The organism is Paenibacillus sp. FSL L8-0470 (assembly GCF_038008625.1).
Lineage (GTDB): Bacteria > Bacillota > Bacilli > Paenibacillales > Paenibacillaceae > Paenibacillus_AQ.
In genome coordinates, this window is the sequence record NZ_JBBOZM010000001.1 from 7,001,263 (window position 1) to 7,018,001 (window position 16,739).

General features: G+C 52.5%; 14 protein-coding genes. 7 read left to right on the plus strand and 7 right to left on the minus strand.

Annotated features, from left to right (window positions below; translation table 11 throughout):
- Positions 1-166 precede the first annotated feature (166 nt).
- From NST99_RS31885 to NST99_RS31915, 7 genes are all read left to right on the plus strand, one after another.
- On the plus strand, positions 167-574 hold the full coding sequence (locus tag NST99_RS31885; protein ID WP_341097814.1) for a BlaI/MecI/CopY family transcriptional regulator: 408 nt from the start codon (positions 167-169) through the stop codon (positions 572-574).
- The gene (locus tag NST99_RS31890; RefSeq protein WP_341097045.1) at positions 571-2,826 is read left to right on the plus strand and encodes a M56 family metallopeptidase; all 2,256 of its coding nucleotides are present in this window, start codon (positions 571-573) and stop codon (positions 2,824-2,826) included. The genes NST99_RS31885 and NST99_RS31890 overlap by 4 nt, the downstream gene beginning before the upstream one ends.
- Before the next feature lie 233 nt (positions 2,827-3,059).
- The gene (locus NST99_RS31895) at positions 3,060-4,073 is read left to right on the plus strand and encodes an LLM class flavin-dependent oxidoreductase (RefSeq protein ID WP_081966042.1); all 1,014 of its coding nucleotides are present in this window, start codon (positions 3,060-3,062) and stop codon (positions 4,071-4,073) included.
- 464 nt (positions 4,074-4,537) lie between these two features.
- Positions 4,538-5,539: a hypothetical protein gene (locus NST99_RS31900; protein WP_341097047.1), complete on the plus strand. Its 1,002-nt coding sequence runs from the start codon at positions 4,538-4,540 to the stop codon at positions 5,537-5,539.
- A 31-nt stretch (positions 5,540-5,570) separates the two neighbouring features.
- Positions 5,571-6,233 carry a class D sortase gene (locus tag NST99_RS31905; protein WP_341097048.1) on the plus strand — a complete coding sequence of 221 codons (663 nt, stop codon included), beginning with the start codon at positions 5,571-5,573 and terminating at the stop codon, positions 6,231-6,233.
- 90 nt (positions 6,234-6,323) lie between these two features.
- On the plus strand, positions 6,324-7,556 hold the full coding sequence (gene pepT, locus NST99_RS31910; RefSeq protein ID WP_341097049.1) for a peptidase T: 1,233 nt from the start codon (positions 6,324-6,326) through the stop codon (positions 7,554-7,556).
- A 194-nt stretch (positions 7,557-7,750) separates the two neighbouring features.
- Positions 7,751-7,963: a hypothetical protein gene (locus tag NST99_RS31915; RefSeq protein ID WP_341097051.1), complete on the plus strand. Its 213-nt coding sequence runs from the start codon at positions 7,751-7,753 to the stop codon at positions 7,961-7,963.
- A gap of 199 nt (positions 7,964-8,162) precedes the next feature.
- On the opposite strand, the gene NST99_RS31920 is transcribed toward NST99_RS31915, so the two are convergent.
- The 7 genes from NST99_RS31920 to NST99_RS31950 form a co-directional block, all read right to left on the minus strand.
- Positions 8,163-9,296, minus strand: a complete 1,134-nt coding sequence (locus NST99_RS31920; protein ID WP_341097053.1) for an NADH-dependent flavin oxidoreductase — start codon at positions 9,294-9,296, stop codon at positions 8,163-8,165.
- An 87-nt stretch (positions 9,297-9,383) separates the two neighbouring features.
- On the minus strand, positions 9,384-9,758 hold the full coding sequence (locus NST99_RS31925) for a winged helix-turn-helix transcriptional regulator (protein WP_341097054.1): 375 nt from the start codon (positions 9,756-9,758) through the stop codon (positions 9,384-9,386).
- Between the two features lie 146 nt (positions 9,759-9,904).
- Positions 9,905-11,293 carry an ABC transporter substrate-binding protein gene (locus tag NST99_RS31930; protein ID WP_341097055.1) on the minus strand — a complete coding sequence of 463 codons (1,389 nt, stop codon included), beginning with the start codon at positions 11,291-11,293 and terminating at the stop codon, positions 9,905-9,907.
- Between the two features lie 91 nt (positions 11,294-11,384).
- Positions 11,385-13,046 carry a response regulator gene (locus NST99_RS31935; RefSeq protein WP_341097057.1) on the minus strand — a complete coding sequence of 554 codons (1,662 nt, stop codon included), beginning with the start codon at positions 13,044-13,046 and terminating at the stop codon, positions 11,385-11,387.
- Positions 13,021-14,784: a cache domain-containing sensor histidine kinase gene (locus NST99_RS31940; protein WP_341097059.1), complete on the minus strand. Its 1,764-nt coding sequence runs from the start codon at positions 14,782-14,784 to the stop codon at positions 13,021-13,023. The genes NST99_RS31935 and NST99_RS31940 overlap by 26 nt, the downstream gene beginning before the upstream one ends.
- Positions 14,785-14,834: 50 nt before the next feature.
- Positions 14,835-15,698, minus strand: coding sequence for a carbohydrate ABC transporter permease (locus NST99_RS31945; protein ID WP_341097815.1), 864 nt, complete (start codon positions 15,696-15,698; stop codon positions 14,835-14,837).
- 45 nt (positions 15,699-15,743) lie between these two features.
- Positions 15,744-16,640, minus strand: a complete 897-nt coding sequence (locus tag NST99_RS31950) for a carbohydrate ABC transporter permease (RefSeq protein ID WP_341097061.1) — start codon at positions 16,638-16,640, stop codon at positions 15,744-15,746.
- Positions 16,641-16,739 lie beyond the last annotated feature (99 nt).

Below are 16,739 nucleotides of genomic sequence, written 5' to 3' on the forward strand. Positions count from 1 at the left end.
ATGTAATTTACGGCACCTGCCAAACGCTAACCCCCGCTCTGCTGTAAGCAAGCAGAACGGGGGTTTTCTGCGTTTGACAATTTAGATCTACAAGTGTAATATCAACCAGGAGATTAAAACTACATTTGTAGATTGAATATTCATGAAACTGCGAGGAGTCGATTATATGAAGAGCATCCCCAAAATTTCAGAGGCTGAATGGGAGATCATGAAAGTCATCTGGGGCAACCATCCGGTTACAGCTGAACAAATTGTCCAGCACCTGCCGGGGTCTATTGAATGGAGCGATCAGACGGTACGCACCTTTATCACACGGCTGCTTAAGAAGAAAGCCATTGGCTTCGAGAAATCCGGGCGTAGTTATCTTTATTATCCGCTGCTCTCCGAGCGGGAATGTGTACAAGCAGAAAGCCAGTCTTTTCTGAAGCGGGTCTTCGGGGGAGCCGCCAACCTGATGGTCACCAACTTCTTGGAAGAGGTTACGTTATCCGCCCAGGAAATTGAGCAGTTGGAACGGTTGCTCCAGGAGAAGAAAGCACAAGGAGCACACAAAGATTCAGGTACACAGGAATGAATGTGATCTACAGCCTGTTTGTCGATTTCCTGGATGATACATTAGCCGCGAGCCTGGTGATTCTGGTTGTAATCGCAATTCATGCCATCCTGCAAAAGGTCATCAGCGCCAGGGTCCGTTACCTGCTGTGGCTGCTGGTCATTATCCGAATGCTGCTTCCGGTGATCCCGGACAGTCCGCTCAGCATGTTCCATGTGCTTCAGTATGGAGAAGGAATAAAGAGCGCGCTCACGGGACAGGCCGCTGATCCATTGCCGAATCTGCAAGCTGCTGCTCCAAGCAATCAGGGGCTGGACTCTGATTCTGATCCGCAATCAGGCACTACCGGAACCGGAGACACCATTAATGCAGGACACCTACAACAAGCAGACGGGCAGGCGCCGGGAGTCCGACATTCCAGTGCGGCAGGTATCTACTCTCCCTGGCTGAAGGCCGCTGCAATAATCTGGTTCGGCGGTGCAGTCTTTCTTTTCCTGAACGGACTTGGCATCATGAGCAGGCAGCTCCGCGGGCGGAAGCGGCTGAGACGGGTTACTGATCCCCGGCCAATTGCGGTGCTTGAGGACGCTCTGAACCGGTTCAGAGTGAAAAGAAAGATCCCGCTCTACACCGGCTCCTCGGCCAAAAGCCCTTTCCTGAGCGGCGTGTTCCGTCCTTGGATATACGTCCCGGAACTGGCGCTTCAGGAGTTAACGTCACCGCAGCTGCTGCACATTCTGGCCCATGAGCTTGCTCACTATAAACGCCGCGATACCCTGTGGAATCTGCTGGGCAGTGCGGCCGCGGCTATTCATTGGCCCAATCCTTTAGCTTGGCTAGGACTGTACAAAATGAAAACCGACCGGGAGCTGGCCTGTGACGCACACGTATTGGATGTGCTGGGAGAAGAAGAAGCTGCGGCATACGGATTAACGCTCGTTGAATTTCTCAAGCAGTTTTCTAAAGGACGGACCGACCGCGAAGTGCTTTATTTCTTCGGATCGCAGCACCGTCAGCAGATTACAAGGAGGGTTTCTATGATCCGCTCATTTAAAAAAGGCTCGTACCGGATATCAGCGGCAGCCGTGCTGCTCCTGGTTCTGCTGAGCGTGGTGACACTAACGAATGCCTCCAGCGATTCAAAAAATAACGACACAGCCGTTAACGATGATTTAATCAATCTGTACAAGAATAGAAATTATAATCGCTTGGACAGAGCCGTGGAGGAAGCGGGTTTTGCCTTCCAGGCTCCGTCCGTGCTGCCCCCGGATTTCATTCTGGAGAGGGCTTACCTTGCGGTCACTCCGCCTCAAGCTGCTACTGCGAACTCAGAGGATAACGAGATTGAACAAGTTACTCTCACTTATGTACGGTACGACGGGGATACCCACACCGGGCAATTTTCGCTGGAAGCTTACAAGGATAGCAGCGTTGAGCAGATTTATACGGCTGTTGAACTTAGTGAATCCTCGCGCGGCGACGGCGGGACACCTCTTCCGGTTGACCGGAAACCCACTACCATTGGCGGAATAGACACAATCTATGTCAATGTGCATGTCAATCAGCATGTACAGAAATTATTCTATATTTGGGAGCGGGATGGGATTGTTTATAAACTATATATAGGCAGCGGTACCCTATCACAGCAAGAAATCGCATCACTCCTGGCCTCCATCAAATATCCGGATGAACAAATGAAACGCAGCTTCGTGAATAAAAAGTTTTTTAATGTAGATGTCATTGATGTGAAGGATTTACGGATGGCTGCCGATATTATGGGCTTTGTGCCCAAGTTCCCTATGGAAGAGTCCGGCTTTGCCATGCATACGGCCACGCTCACCTCAAGCATTGAATTCAGTTATCCTCTAGACGGACTGGGAATGTCCCGAACAGTGTTTTGGACAGCATACTCCAATCCTGATGTCACCTTTTTGCAAATGCAGAATCAAGGCTTATATGAAACCTTCAAACAGGAAGGACAAGTCTTTTTTTACCGGATTGACGGAGAAAAGTTTGCCGTTCCCCTTACCGCCGCTCATGTAAATGGACAAGAGGTGCTGGTTACGGAACCTTACAAAATCGACGGAGAGCTCAGCAAGCCTACCGAGCCGGATTTCCTCAGTTATTTCTGGCAGGATGAAGGCATAATCTACAAAGTGGGATTCACCGGCGTACCGGCGCTTGAGGATCAGCGGACCATTGTCTCTTCATTCATGGAAGTCCCTGCTGCAGACATTGATAAATTGGCCGCAGCAGCGGCGCAGGCTCATTAAGCTCATCCCCGAATCAGTACAACACTGCAGAAACGGCTGTGCCCATAGGCTACAGCCGTTTTTGCAGTTCCATCAGAGCCCAGACCATCCATTCTCACTTTAGTTTGCTTGCTTCAACGCTTACTTAAAGTGTGTAAATAATATTATTTCATGTTATAATTATCGGGTAGTTCATTTCATAGCTGTAAATACTGCTATAAGATGCTTAAAGCATCATTACTGGAGGGATTAAAGTGAAGCAACTGCGGGACATTCCCATCTCCGTGCTGGATCTCGCTCCGATCAAAGAGGGCAGTACAGCAGCGGATTCATTTCATAACACACTGGATTTGGCCCGTCATGCCGAAGAGTGGGGCTATAAACGCTACTGGCTGGCGGAACATCATAATATGACTGGCATCGCCAGCTCCGCCACTTCGCTTGTTATCAGTCATGTGGCCGCTGGTACACGCAGTATCCGCGTGGGCTCTGGAGGCATCATGCTCTCTAACCATGCGCCGCTCATGATTGCGGAGCAATTCGGCACACTGGAGTCCCTGTATCCTGGGCGCATAGATCTGGGGCTGGGAAGAGCTCCGGGCTCTGACCAGGCAGCCTCCAGAGCGCTGCGGCGCGGCCTGGGCAGCGACGGCAGCGAATTCCCAGAGCAGCTGAGCGAGCTCCGGGCTTACTTTGATCCAAACGGCGCAGGCTCGCGGCCACTCGGAGTGCGCGCTGTTCCCGGCGAAGGCCTGAACATTCCGATCTGGCTGCTGGGTTCGAGCGGCTTCAGCGCCCAACTGGCGGGGCAGCTAGGCTTGCCCTTCGCTTTTGCCAGCCACTTTGCACCGGATTATCTGCTGCCTGCCCTGCAACTGTACCGCAGCAGCTTCAAGCCATCGGCTGCCCTATCCAAGCCTCATGTTATGGTCGGGCTTGGAGCTACCGCCGCTGACACTCTAGTGGAAGCCCGAAGACTTGCCACCTCTCAGCAGCAGCAATTCCTGAACATCATCCGTGGACGCACCGGCATGCTCCAGCCTCCGGTAGACAGCATGGATGGCCTCTGGTCCATGCAGGAAAAAGCCATTCTGCAGAACAAGCAGAATTACTCTATAGCGGGTGATCCCTCTGCTCTGCAAGAACGGCTTCTGCAGATTGTTGAAGAGACCGATGCCGATGAGTTCATCATCGCATCGCAAATTTTCGACCATTCGGCCCAGTTGCATTCCTATGAGCTAATAGCCCAGCTTTTTAAGGAGAACTAAATCCCGCAATCCGGCACATAACTAAGCAAGGCGATTATTAGGAAGGAAAGCATCGGCTTCCCTTCCTTGTAACCGCCTTGTTTTTTTGTATACTCATCACGAATCGTTCTTTATAAAACGCTATCATTAACAATAATATGGATAAATAATGAGTAAATCGAAGTAATTAAACGATAACCGGTTATTTTATCCTTGAATTGAATGATTTTAGCCAATAAATATGTTTTATTTCGTTTTTCTTTATTTACAATTTTAATTATACTGTAGATATTCGTTATAACGAACATACATATGGCTATAAAACTCTGATCACTGTTTTCAGGACACTGTCGCCTTATTATGTAGTAGTTCTCCATAAAACCACTTTTTATGACAAAAGTTGAAGAAACATCAGGGTTAAAGTAAGGATTTGTCGAGAGGACGCTGAGGGCAGGATTACTTTCCGGTAGAAAGGAGCGTGGAAAGTGAAGAAGAGAGTTCAGGCCGGCTTTATAGGCGCCTACATTCTGATCATTCTGGCAGGTGTCATCTGGCATGCCGGGGGTGTAAGCGCAGAAGAGACGATTAAGCTCCGGGTCAATTCCCATACGACGAGCACCGAGATTATGAGCAATATGCAGCCGGGCGACGCAACGACCTCAGATTATACGGTGATCAATGAGGGTCATGAACGGTTTAATTATTTTGTTGATTTTAAATTCACCTCCGGAGACGAGGAATTGTACAATATACTGCAAATGACCCTGCAAAAAGAGGGAGTAATCCTCTATTCAGGAGTGATGAGCGAGGCAGAAGGCAGGGTAGCCATAGGTACACTTACCGGAGGCTCACAGGAAGTGCTCCAGATGGATGTGTCCTTTCCGCTGGGAGCGGGAAATGAATATCAGGGGAAGACAACAAGCATCGACTTCATCTTCTCCGCTTCAGCCTCACCAGATCCAACAGCTGAACCTAGCGCAACACCGGCCGCTACCGCGACACCGGGTCCAACCAGTAATCCTAGTCCGACAGCAAGTGCTACCGTGACACCGGGTCCAACCACTGATCCTGGCGCGACACCAGCCGCCTCCGCTTCAACGGAGCCGTCGGGTAATCCTACAAGCGCACCTAGCAGCGGGCCGACAACGTCCCCAGGCATTACTGCCACACCGGGAACTTCGTCGGCTCCAACCGGATCACCAGCCGTGACAGCTTCAGCGGGAACCGCTGTAGTGACTGTAACGGATGAACCTGTGCCAATGGGCGGCACCGACAATGGAACACCGCAAGTCTCGGCCACGCCGACACCGTCTCCGGCACCAAGCGACGACGTCATTATAGATGATGATGAGATTCCGCTCTCCGGACCGGGAGAGGGCGACAAATTGCCGGATACAGCAGAACCTTGGTATAACCTGATTCTGATCAGTTTGGCCGTTGCCATACTCAGTATTATCGTACTTCGCAGACTGAATTCGAAAAAATAAGCTGATTAAGCCAAAGGTTGGAGGTGAGAGTATGAAGAAGCGTTCCGGGCTATCCATTGCCGTGAAGCTATTCTTCATACTCTCTTTGTGTGTGCTGATCTATTCCGTAGTGCAGATCTTAAAAGCACCCGCTGAAGCCCGGCATGCCCTAAACGATTGGGACAAAAAGAGGGAGGAAGCCGTCAGTCTCCAGGTGCCGGAAGAAGAAACTCCGCTGCCCGCAGGAATGGTCAACCTCTCTGGAGAGAAAAACATTGCCAGAACCGATTATACCGGGGGCGAGGTTATTGGAGAGATTTATTTTCCGAGGCTCGATAAACGGGTAGCGATTCTGGAAGGAACCGGGCGCCCCCAATTAAAAAAAGGCGCAGGGCATTATGAAGGGAGCGCAGCGATTGGCGCCATCGGCAACAGCGTGCTGGCCGGCCATCGCGATACAGTGTTTCGCGGCCTTGGCAATCTGGAAGTCCATGATCTGATCGAGCTGGAGACCGCCGAAGGAAAATTCATTTATGAAGTTACCGGCAGTCTCATTGTAGACGGCGATGAACGGGGGGCGATTAAGCAGAGTGATACACCGGTGCTCACCTTGATCACCTGCTATCCTTTCTCCTACGTCGGTTCGGCGCCTGAACGTTACCTGCTCTCAGCGTCATTGCTCCGGCAGGAGCCGCTGTCCCATGAAGCGGAATAACATATGCACGCCACCACCAAAGGATGAGACCTTGTATAGAAAGTGATAATATAGACATACGACTGGAAGAAAAAGAGGAGCTGAACCATTTTGAAAGAAGAGCTGATCAAACGTTTTGTGTCTTATGCTGAGATGGATACCCAATCGGATGAAGACAGTGACACCTGTCCTTCCACTCCGGGGCAAATGGTGCTGGCCCGCAAGCTCGTTGATGAGCTCGGCGAACTAGGACTTGCCGAGGTTACGGTGGACGAGCATGGTTATGTCATGGCTACCCTTCCCGCCAACAGCGACAAGGAGGTTCCGACGATCGGCTTCCTCGCGCATTTGGATACCGCGACAGATTTCACCGGCTCCGGTGTGAAACCGCAAATTGTCGAGAATTATGACGGGAACGACATTGTGCTGAACAAGGCGCTGAATGTGGTCCTCTCCACGGAGAGTTTCCCTGAGCTGCCCGGGTATAAGGGACATACCCTGATTACGACAGACGGCACAACGCTGCTGGGAGCAGACAACAAGGCCGGAATCGCCGAGATTATGACCGCGATGGCGTATCTTCTGGAGCATCCGGAAATTAAGCATGGCAAGATTCGAGTCGCCTTCACCCCCGATGAGGAAATCGGACGCGGGCCGCATAAATTCGATGTCGCCGCCTTCGGCGCTTCCTATGCTTACACCGTTGATGGAGGGCCTCTGGGAGAACTGGAATATGAGAGCTTTAATGCTGCTGCCGCCAAAATCAGCTTCAAAGGCGTCAACGTGCATCCCGGCACTGCAAAAGGCAAAATGATCCATTCGTCCAAAATCGCCATGGCCTTCCACCTCCGGCTGCCATCCGGCGAGGCTCCTGAATTTACGGACGGCTATGAAGGGTTCTACCATTTAATCTCCATGCAGGGATCGGCGGAGCACAGCAAGCTGCATTACATTATCCGCGACTTTGACCGCACCCAGTTCGAGAACCGCAAAGCGAATATTTCTGCGATTGTAGATGAATTCAAATCCACTTATGGCGATGAGAACATTGTGCTGGAATTGAATGACCAATATTATAATATGCGTGAAAAAATCGAGCCGGTCCGCCATATCGTCGATATTGCCCACGAAGCGATGGAGAACCTCGGCATAACACCGGTCATTCGCCCGATCCGCGGCGGGACAGACGGTTCACAGCTCTCCTACATGGGACTCCCGACTCCGAACATTTTTACCGGGGGCGAAAATTTCCACGGCAAATTCGAGTACGCTTCTGTAGATGTTATGCTGAAGTCCGTCCAGGTTATCGTTGAGATTGCCAAGCTGTTTGAGCAAAAGGCATAGCCGAGGGTTTCCCCTTGCGGCTGCACAACCCGCTGCAACAATTCGGCCTGCCCGGTCAAGAGCAATTGCTCTGACCGGGCAGGCCTCTTTGCGCAGGTAGTGAAGCTCCTGCGGCTTGTCCGATTTTATTATCTGCGCAAACTGTGCAGAAATAAAAACCCTCTGACCGCCGCAATACGGGAGTCAGAGGGTTTTTGCTTGGTGAGAGCTTCCGGCGGCAGCCGGACAGCAATCAGTATGGGACGCGGATTTTCTGGAAATCGTTCCCCCGCTGTCAGAAAAGACCCCGGGCACGCAACGGACCCAGCAGCTCTTATTTTCGACTGGAGCATCATTCCGGCAAGCTATCGGACTCCAATGCACTTATGCACGGGTATTGGCCTGAAATCCGGCTGCCGAAACGGTAATAAGTGCGCTACGGTCCGTTAGTCCCGCAAAATGCACTCTATAGAGAAAATAAGGTCTCCCCGGTCCGCGGCCGTGGCAACACCTCTAACTTAGCTGTAACGGCTCCGTCTGAGACGAACCAAACCAAACGGAGCGGCGGCTGCCCCAATTAATCCGCAGGCGGAAGTTTTACCGCGCCAACGCTCCGCTGGATCGGATTTAGGCTTTGATCGGCATCCAGCCCGGCGTATGGATTAATGCGCCCCATAGCGGGTCCGGTATTACAAGCTCCGCCTGGGCTGAAGGATCAAGCTCCGTCTTAATGCCAGCAGCTCGCCCTTCGGCAACCTTCTGCACCCAGTCCGGATCAATCAGCAGCGGGCGGCCCAGGGCTACCAGGCTGATTCCGGTCTCCAGGCTCTTCAGCGCATCATCGGCCTTATACAGGGAGCCGACACCAATAACCGGAACATCATCTCCTGCACGGTCCACAATCTGCTCAATCCGTGGACGGCTGTCGTCCGTGCCGCGGTGAGGCTTGGACCACAGATCCTGCTGCGAAACATGCAGATAGTCCAGCCCCTCCTCCTTCAGCGCATCAATCAGCGCAAAGGTCTCGGCCATCGTAATTCCCGGTGTTTCCGGCTCCTCGGGTGAGAAGCGGTAGCCGACCAGAAACGGCGACGAAGCATGCTCCTTCACCGCATGTTTGACCTCACGCAGCACGGCGAGCGGGAAAGCCAGCCGGTTCTCCAGGCTGCCGCCCCAGCGGTCTTCGCGTGTGTTGGAATGCGGGGAGAAGAATTGCTGCAATAAATAGCCGTTCGCGCCATGAATCTCCACGCCGTCGAAGCCGGCCTCGATGGCCCGGCGTGTAGCCGCGCCGAAGTCGGCAATAATACCGGTAATTTCTTCTTCGCTCAGCGCACGAGGAACAGGACCATGACCGCCCCGAGGCAGCTCAGCCGGAACATTGCTCGCGCTGACCGCCTGGCCATCCGGAAGCAGCTCAGGAGGACACTGGCGGCCACCGTGGAAGATCTGCAGAACTGCCTTCGCGCCTGCACCCTTGATTGCTTCAGCCAACTCGCGGAGGCTTGGAATCAGTTCATCACGGTCTGCACCGAATTCGCCGGCAAATCCTTTACCGCCCCGCGTCACATATACACAGGCCGTAATCACCAGTCCCGCACCTTTGGAGCGGCGGGCATAATATTGCAATTCCGGTCCGGATACCGTACCGTCCTCATTAGAAGAAAAGTTGGTCATCGGTGCCATAATGACACGATTTTTTAATGAAATCCCATTTTCGAACCGGTAGGATTCCAGCAGTGGACTATAATCTGTAGACATCTTTGATTTCCCTCCGTTATATACTTAGCGCTACTGGCTCCACACTTGCAGCTTGGACCGCAGTCTGCGATCTATTGCTAACGAACGTTATCTATCTTCCTCAGGTATATCCTTCCAGATGACATTATTTCCGTAGTTTTTGCCCCAATCGTACATCATACGCAGTACAGGCAGCAGGCTTTGCCCGTATTCCGTCAAAGAGTATTCTACTCTCGGCGGGACCTCAGCATACACCTTTCTCAGCACAAGCTGGTCTTCCTCCAGCTCACGAAGCTGATTGGTCAGCATTTTTTGCGTAATATGAGGAATAAGCTTCTTCAGCTCACTGAAACGTTTGGTTCCTTCTAGGCCCAAGTGCCATAAGATGATCAGCTTCCATTTACCGCCGATAACGGCAAGCGTAAGCTCCTTCTCGCAGTTGATTTCCTTCAGATTGATACGGTCTTTAATATCCGTCGCCAAGGTATGCGGCCCCCTTTCGTTCTTTAATATCATACTACAAAACACCCGGGGGCCGCACATCACCGGCAGGCGCATCGGGACCATATTCCCTATGTACGCATACAGACCGCAGGCTCGGCCTGCGGTCTGTATGCTGCGTATGCGTTTTATTTGCTGGACAGGCTTCCCTGCAGGCTGGCTGCGCTGAAGTCCGGCTGCGCTTCAATCGTGGTGTCACCCGCTGCTTTGGCTTTTTCCAGTGCTGCATTATAGCGGGTATTCAGATCCTGAAGCTCCTTGTCCAAATCTCCGCCGTCAAAAATATATTTGTTGAAGACATCGACTTTCTTCGTTCCTTCCAGGCGTCCTTCGGTAGTTACCAGCGGAGTTGCCGGATAGATGGCATCAAATTTCGTTGGCAGGAAGTTCTCGATTCCCGGAATATCCGGAGCTTTGGCTGCAGCAGCAACGGAAGGAATAACCGAAACCCCGTATCCGCCTTCCTGATAGGCAATCTGTACCTCATCGCTGTACATCCACTCGATGAATTTCCATGCCGCTTCCTTCTGCTCCGAATCCTTGCTCATCGCCAGGTAGCTGCCGGAGATAACCTGACTGGCACCGTTTTGCTTGCCGTCCACTGTCGGAGGAAGCGCTGCGGCCCAGCGGATATCGGTCGGGAACTGGGTTTTGTAGACGCTAGGTTCGACAGAATGGTTGAAATACATCCCGATTTTACCCTGGGCGAATTGCGCGCGCAGCGGGTCAATATCCAGCGATTCCGAACCCGGCATCATGCTTCCGTCCATCGTGATCTGCCGCAGGGCTTCAAGTGCTTCCTTATACATGCTGAAGTCGAACTGGCCAGTCTGGAAATTGAAGCCCTCTGTACCTGCAGTTTTGCTGAGGGTCGTGATCGGATAAGCGATACGTTCAAAGCCGCTTGCGCTTTTGAAATTTCCGGCGAAGCCATAAGCACCGCTGGCTTTACCCACCTCTGTAATCTTCTTGGCATCCTCCACCATTTCCGCCAGCGTGGTCGGCGGCTCGGTAATGCCGGCCTTCTCGAACAGATCTACGTTATAGATCAGGCGCCAGAACTGGCCGATATTCGGCAGGGTGTAGATTTTGCCGTCCACGGTATTCTTCTCATTAATGAGCACCTTCTCGAACCGGCTTTTCATTTCCGGTGTAATATAACTGTCGAAGGACTCCAGGTAGCCTTTCTTCACCCAGGTTGGCACGTTCCCCGTATCCACACGCAGAATATCCGGTGCTTGTTTACTGGAGAAGGCAATATCCACCGACTGGGCGTAGTTCTCGGCCATCACTTTCATTTCAATATCGACATCGGGATTGAGGCCCTCATACTCACTGATTTTCTGCTCTATAAAGTCAGAATCATGACGGTCGATGGTCCAGTAGACCAGCTTTGTTTTCTCAGCGGCTGTATTGTTGCCCTCCGCCTCCGTATTTGTATTGGACGAGGAGCACGCGGCCAGCGAACCGGCCAGCAGCAGCGAAACTCCAGTCAGCATCCACTTATTTCTTTTCATCTAAATTGCCTCCCTTTTCTTTTTGTAATCGCATTCATTTCATATAAAAATTATAGAATGTCCGCCCGATTCTAAGTGAAGGAGAAAACAACTATTCATGGGAGACGAAATCACTGTTTCCGCGCTGCGTGACCGAAGCGTATTTGGAGCGGAAGTCGGTAGGGGTCATGCCGGTATATTTTTTGAAGAGTTCAGTAAAATAGGGGCGGTCCTCATAGCCCAGCGAGACGGCGATATCCTGAACCTGCATGCCTTCCAGCACCAGTTCCTTGGCCTTTTCCATTCTGCGGCTGATAATGTATTGGGCGAGCGTCATTCCTATCTCCTTTTTGAACAGATTGGAGAAATAACTCGGGCTGAGATGAACCTCTCTGGCACAATCAGCTACGGAAAGGTTGCGGTGCAGATTTCCATTGATATGGGCGATGGCCCGCTCCACCAGTACACGCGCATCGCTGGACTGGCGGATTTGCACGTACGCACAGCCCTGGCGGCAAAATTCCCGGATCTGCCTGCGCAGCTCCTCAAAGGAGGCGGCTCCGTTCATGTCGGCCAGCTTTTTCTCCAGCGTCTTGACCTCCGAGTCCGAAGCCTTGTCGGAAAAGACCCGGTGGATGGAATGGGCCAGTTCAAGACACATCGTCTTGACGATAGCCGGACCGGGCAGGGCGGGAGCGCTCAGCCATTCATTCCAGATGTCGCCTAGCTGCTCCTCCGCTTTGGCCAGATTGGCCGAACGCAGGCAGTAGAGCAGCTCCTTCTCTTTGTCGTAAGAGTACCGGGGCAGGGCGGCATCCCCCTCCAGTGATTCCACATAACGGTATACGCTGTTCCCGCCGGTCAGAAACGTGTTTGCCAGCGCAGACAACGCCTGGGCGTAGGATACGGACAGCTGGCCGGCCTCTTCGACCTCCCCGCCGAGTCCGATCGACACCGTCTGGTATGTATGACGGCATACGTTCTCCCGGCATTTCTCCGCGAGCTGCTCCGCATCCAGCTCCGCCGGGGGATTCATGACGATGACGAATTGATTGACATGTTCGCGGAAGACGAGGCCTTGCGTATAGGCAGCAACCGTCTCTTCCAGAATATTCTGCACCGCAAAACGGATCAGCTCTACTTCAGATACTGGCAGGGCGGCCGTGCGCTCTGCAAAAAAGTCTATTTCCGCCACCAGCACACAAAAGTCGCGGCTGTTCATTGTAATGGCATAGAAATCCCACTGCTGGCTGAGGTGCTGCTGCCTGCTGCCATAGCGGATCAGCAGACGCATGTACTCCTGGCGCAAATAAGGCATGCTCTCCCGCAGCTTCTGCTCCATCCCCCGCATCTGTTCGGCCTGGGAGCGTTCCCGCTCCAGCATCTCTTTGGCCTTCAGAACCGATTCAAGCACCTGAGGCTTGGTAAAAGGCTTGACGATCAGGTCAAAGGCCCCGAGCTTCACCGCTTCCTGGGCATATGTGAAATCGGAGTAGCCCGTCAGGAAGATCAGTTTGATGTCCGGCTGCTCCGCCTGAATAATCCGCATCATCTCCAGTCCATCGGTAAACGGCATGCGGATGTCGGTCAACACAATATCAGGCCGGTGCTTGCGGATCTGCATTAGCCCTTCTTCTCCGTTAGCCGCTGTTGCTGCAACTACAATGCCGTGCTCCTCCCAGGGGATTCGCTGCGACAAGCCCCGGACAACGGCCGGGATATCGTCAACAATACATATTTTAATAGGCTCAGTGTGGTTCAGGATAAACTCCACCTTCCATTGGAAATGAGAGAACCGCTTCGGTTTCGATAAGCGGACGGCTGCAGAAGGTTAATCCGGCCTCCTTGCCGTAATACAGCTGCAACCGGCTGCAAATATTGGACAGGGCGTACCCTCCGCTGCCGACAGGCTCCTTCAGCCGGGCATTCAGCTTCTCCGCATCCATGCCCGCCCCGTTGTCGGTTACCCGGATTACAAGATTGTGCGCCTCCGCTGCCACGGAGATCCGAATCCTCCCCCCGTTCCGCAGCTCCTTCAGCCCATGAAGAATCGAATTCTCCACGAGGGGCTGAATGATAATCTTCAGCACGGGAAGCTCCAGCAGCTCCGGCCCTGCGGTTATCGTATATTCGAACAGTCCCTCGTAGCATTGCTGCTGGAGGTTCAGGTACTGGCGGACATGCTCCAGCTCCCTGCCCAGAGTCGTAATTTCCTGCCCGTTGTTCAGCCCCAGCCGGAACAGGGCGGACAGAGAAATCACCATCTGCTTCACATCCTCATATTCATCCATTTCACATTTCCAGAAGATTGTATTCAGTGTGTTATATAAAAAATGGGGCTCAATCTGCGCCTGCAACGCCTTGATCTCCGCTTTCCGCTTTTCTTTTTCTGTATCCTTGACTTCAAGAATCAGCTCACCGATCCGGTCCAGCATCTGGTTGAATTTGCGGCCTGCTTCCCCGATCTCATCCTGAAACGGACTCTGGAAACGGGCGCCGAGATCCTCCTGCTCCACCCGCGACATCGTCTTCTGCAGCTTCAGCAGCGGCCCAAGCAGCAGTGCCGACAAGTATCTCGCCAGCAGCAGCGCGATCACAATACAGACAGCCATGATCATCAGCACCAGCCACTGGATGCTGCGCACAGGCTGGAGCAGCTCCTTCTTCGACTGGTAGCTGACCAGCAGCCAGTCGTCTGCATACCGTGATTCGGCATAGCTGACCAGCATCGGCCCGCCGCCGGCGGAATACTCGAAATTGCCGCTTTTTGCTTCAAGCAGCTTGTCCATAAATGCCGCCGAGCGTGACCATTCCGGCCGTTCCTTGTCTCCGAAGACACTTGCCCCCGTCTTGTTGATCAGCAGAAACTTTGCGCTGCCGAGGCTCGCGCCCCCGCTGACCGTATCCTCCAGGATGTCCTCCTTTACATTGACGGTCAAAAAGACATCCGGCACATAATTCTCCGTAAGCGGCTGAAGCAGCAGGGAAATGACCTGATGTTTTCCGGCGAACAGCTCGTCCTGATGGCTCTCCACCCAGTTGGATTCCGGATTGTCCTTGATCCGCTTATACAGCAAAGACTCCATAAATGGAGTCGCTGTTCTGCGCAGATTGCCGGCGGAATAGAAATCCCCGTCCGGCGTACTGATCAGTATAGATTCAATGGAGTTCTCCGTTAGCTCCGCCTGTGTAAAGGGGCCTTGCAGCAAGGAGAAATTGGCGAAAAACCGGTCTGTGTTATGCGCTTGTATGTCCCTTATGGTCTGCTTGTACGCTTCACTCAGCATCATGGTGGAGGAAGCCACAATAATCTGCTTCAGCTTCTGGTCCAGCACGTTGACCGACTGGTTCAGCACATTGCGGTTCAGGTCGATGGAGTTGCGCTCCATAGCCCGCGAAGCAATCGAGTAGGCCCACAGGCCGGTAATAGAGATGCAAAAGACCGTCAGTGCGGTAAACGACAGCCATATTCTTTTCTTCAGCGAGGTCCGGTAAAGCCAGGCCTTCAGCATGGTTCCACATCCTTTGTTGACCGGCCGCCCGGAGAATCGCTGCGTTAGCCTCAGCCCTTTACAGAGCCAGCCGTCATCTGCATAAATGATTTGTTGGCAAAAATGTAGACAATAATCATCGGCAGCATGGACAAGCATGCGCCGGCAAGCATTAGCTGGGGCTGCGCCGCATCCCCGATACCGTATTTCAGCCCGGCTAAACCTACGGTCAGCGTCTGCAGGGCAGGCTGCGTCATGGTAAATACCAGCGGCAGAATATATTCATTCCATGCGCCGCGGAAGGTCCAGAGTGCAGTCACCCCCAGTGCGGGCGTCAGGAGCGGCAAGATAACACGAAAGTATACGCTATAAAAGTTGCAGCCGTCAATAAACGCCGCCTCGTCAAGTTCCTTCGGGATCGCCCGCACAAAACCGATCAGCATAAAAAATGCAGTCGCATGGGCACTAATCAGAATGATGATGACGCCCCAGAGCGATTTTTGCAGATGAAGCGATACCATAAGATCAAACTGGGGACGCAGCACGACAGCACCGATGGAGATAAACAGGGTGCAGGACTGAATGATCACATACAGCCGTTTCCCGTAGAAATCAACCCTTGCTACTGCATATGCAGCCATCGTTCCTATCAATAGAGTGCCTATAGTAGTAAATGTGCTGATAAATACGCTGTTCCAGGTGAAGCGTGCGAAATTTGCTGAAGTCCAGGCCTGCGAATAGTTATCGAATTTCCATTCCTTCGGCAGCAGGGTTGTTCCTGTGGTCAGCTCCAGATTGGACTTAAGCGATCCGAAAAAGGCCAGAACAATCGGGAATACCGCAAAAGCCGCCACCAGAAGCAGGAAAATCCACAGCAGTGCCTTGGACAGCAGCGCTTTGGTCTTAACCGAACGCTCAGCTTGTGCCGAAGTCATTTTCGTTTCCGCATGCAATGTGCTCACTGTACATTCTCCTCTCTTTTAATAGATATCATTCAGCTTTTTGGATACATAAAAGTAAACCAGAGTGATCAGACCGACGATAACCGCAGTGGTGAACCCGACCGCGCTCCCGTAACCAAACTGCTGGATGCTCGAGCCTCCGCTCGATACAGGGAAAAACAGTTTATAGAGATACAGATACATGACTTCCGTCTTGCCGTACGGCCCGCCCTCAGTCAGCACCATAATGCTCTCGTAACCTTTCAGAGAGACGGTGATGGCCAGCATGATGATCATTTGCAGCACAGGTCCCAGCATCGGAACGGTAATGCTCCACATCTTCCGCAGCGGCCCCGCGCCGTCCAGGGAAGCGGCTTCATAAAGATCCTCCGGAATATTCTGCAGCCCGGCAATAAAGAGCAGCATATAGTTGCCGACCGCACCCCAGATTGCGATAATAATCGCCGTGATTAAGGCGTGTTTGGCGCCGAGCCAGTCTATGGGAGCGGATACAATTCCGGCACCCATGAGCAGCTGATTCACCATTCCGTTGTAAGAGTTGAAAATAACGTAGAACACAATCGCCATCACCGAAGCACTGATCACGGTAGGCATGAAATAAATCGCCCGCAGCAGCTGGCGCCCCTTCAAGGCGCGGTTGAGAATCACCGCCAGTACAAAAGACAGCGGAATGGTGATCACAAGCTTGCCGCCTGCATAGATGAAGGTATTGACCACGGAATGCCAGAAATCCTTATCGCGGAACAGCCGCTCGAAATTATCCAGGCCGATGAATAGCGGTGTGCCGAAGCCCTGATAATCATAGAACATGTACTTTAAAGCCCAAAAGATAGGGTACACCCCAAAAATCAGCGTCAGAATCAAGCTGGGCGCTACAAAGGTCCAGGCGTTTATTTGACGTTTCGTTTCATTCATTGATTGTTCCTCCTGTCATTGGACTTGCGCTTCTGCCCTAATCATACGTCCCTCCGAGCATATACAGTTAGGGAGAAACCGACTGCGCTAAGGGGGAGA

Coding starts and splice junctions, on each gene's coding strand:
- NST99_RS31905 (WP_341097048.1), top strand. CDS start 5,571: ATGAAGAAGCGTTCCGGGCTATCCATTGCCGTGAAGCTATTCTTCATA.
- NST99_RS31950 (WP_341097061.1), bottom strand. CDS start 16,640: ATGAATGAAACGAAACGTCAAATAAACGCCTGGACCTTTGTAGCGCCC.
- NST99_RS31885 (WP_341097814.1), top strand. CDS start 167: ATGAAGAGCATCCCCAAAATTTCAGAGGCTGAATGGGAGATCATGAAA.
- NST99_RS31940 (WP_341097059.1), bottom strand. CDS start 14,784: ATGCTGAAGGCCTGGCTTTACCGGACCTCGCTGAAGAAAAGAATATGG.
- NST99_RS31930 (WP_341097055.1), bottom strand. CDS start 11,293: ATGAAAAGAAATAAGTGGATGCTGACTGGAGTTTCGCTGCTGCTGGCC.
- NST99_RS31920 (WP_341097053.1), bottom strand. CDS start 9,296: ATGTCTACAGATTATAGTCCACTGCTGGAATCCTACCGGTTCGAAAAT.
- NST99_RS31945 (WP_341097815.1), bottom strand. CDS start 15,698: ATGACTTCGGCACAAGCTGAGCGTTCGGTTAAGACCAAAGCGCTGCTG.
- NST99_RS31890 (WP_341097045.1), top strand. CDS start 571: ATGAATGTGATCTACAGCCTGTTTGTCGATTTCCTGGATGATACATTA.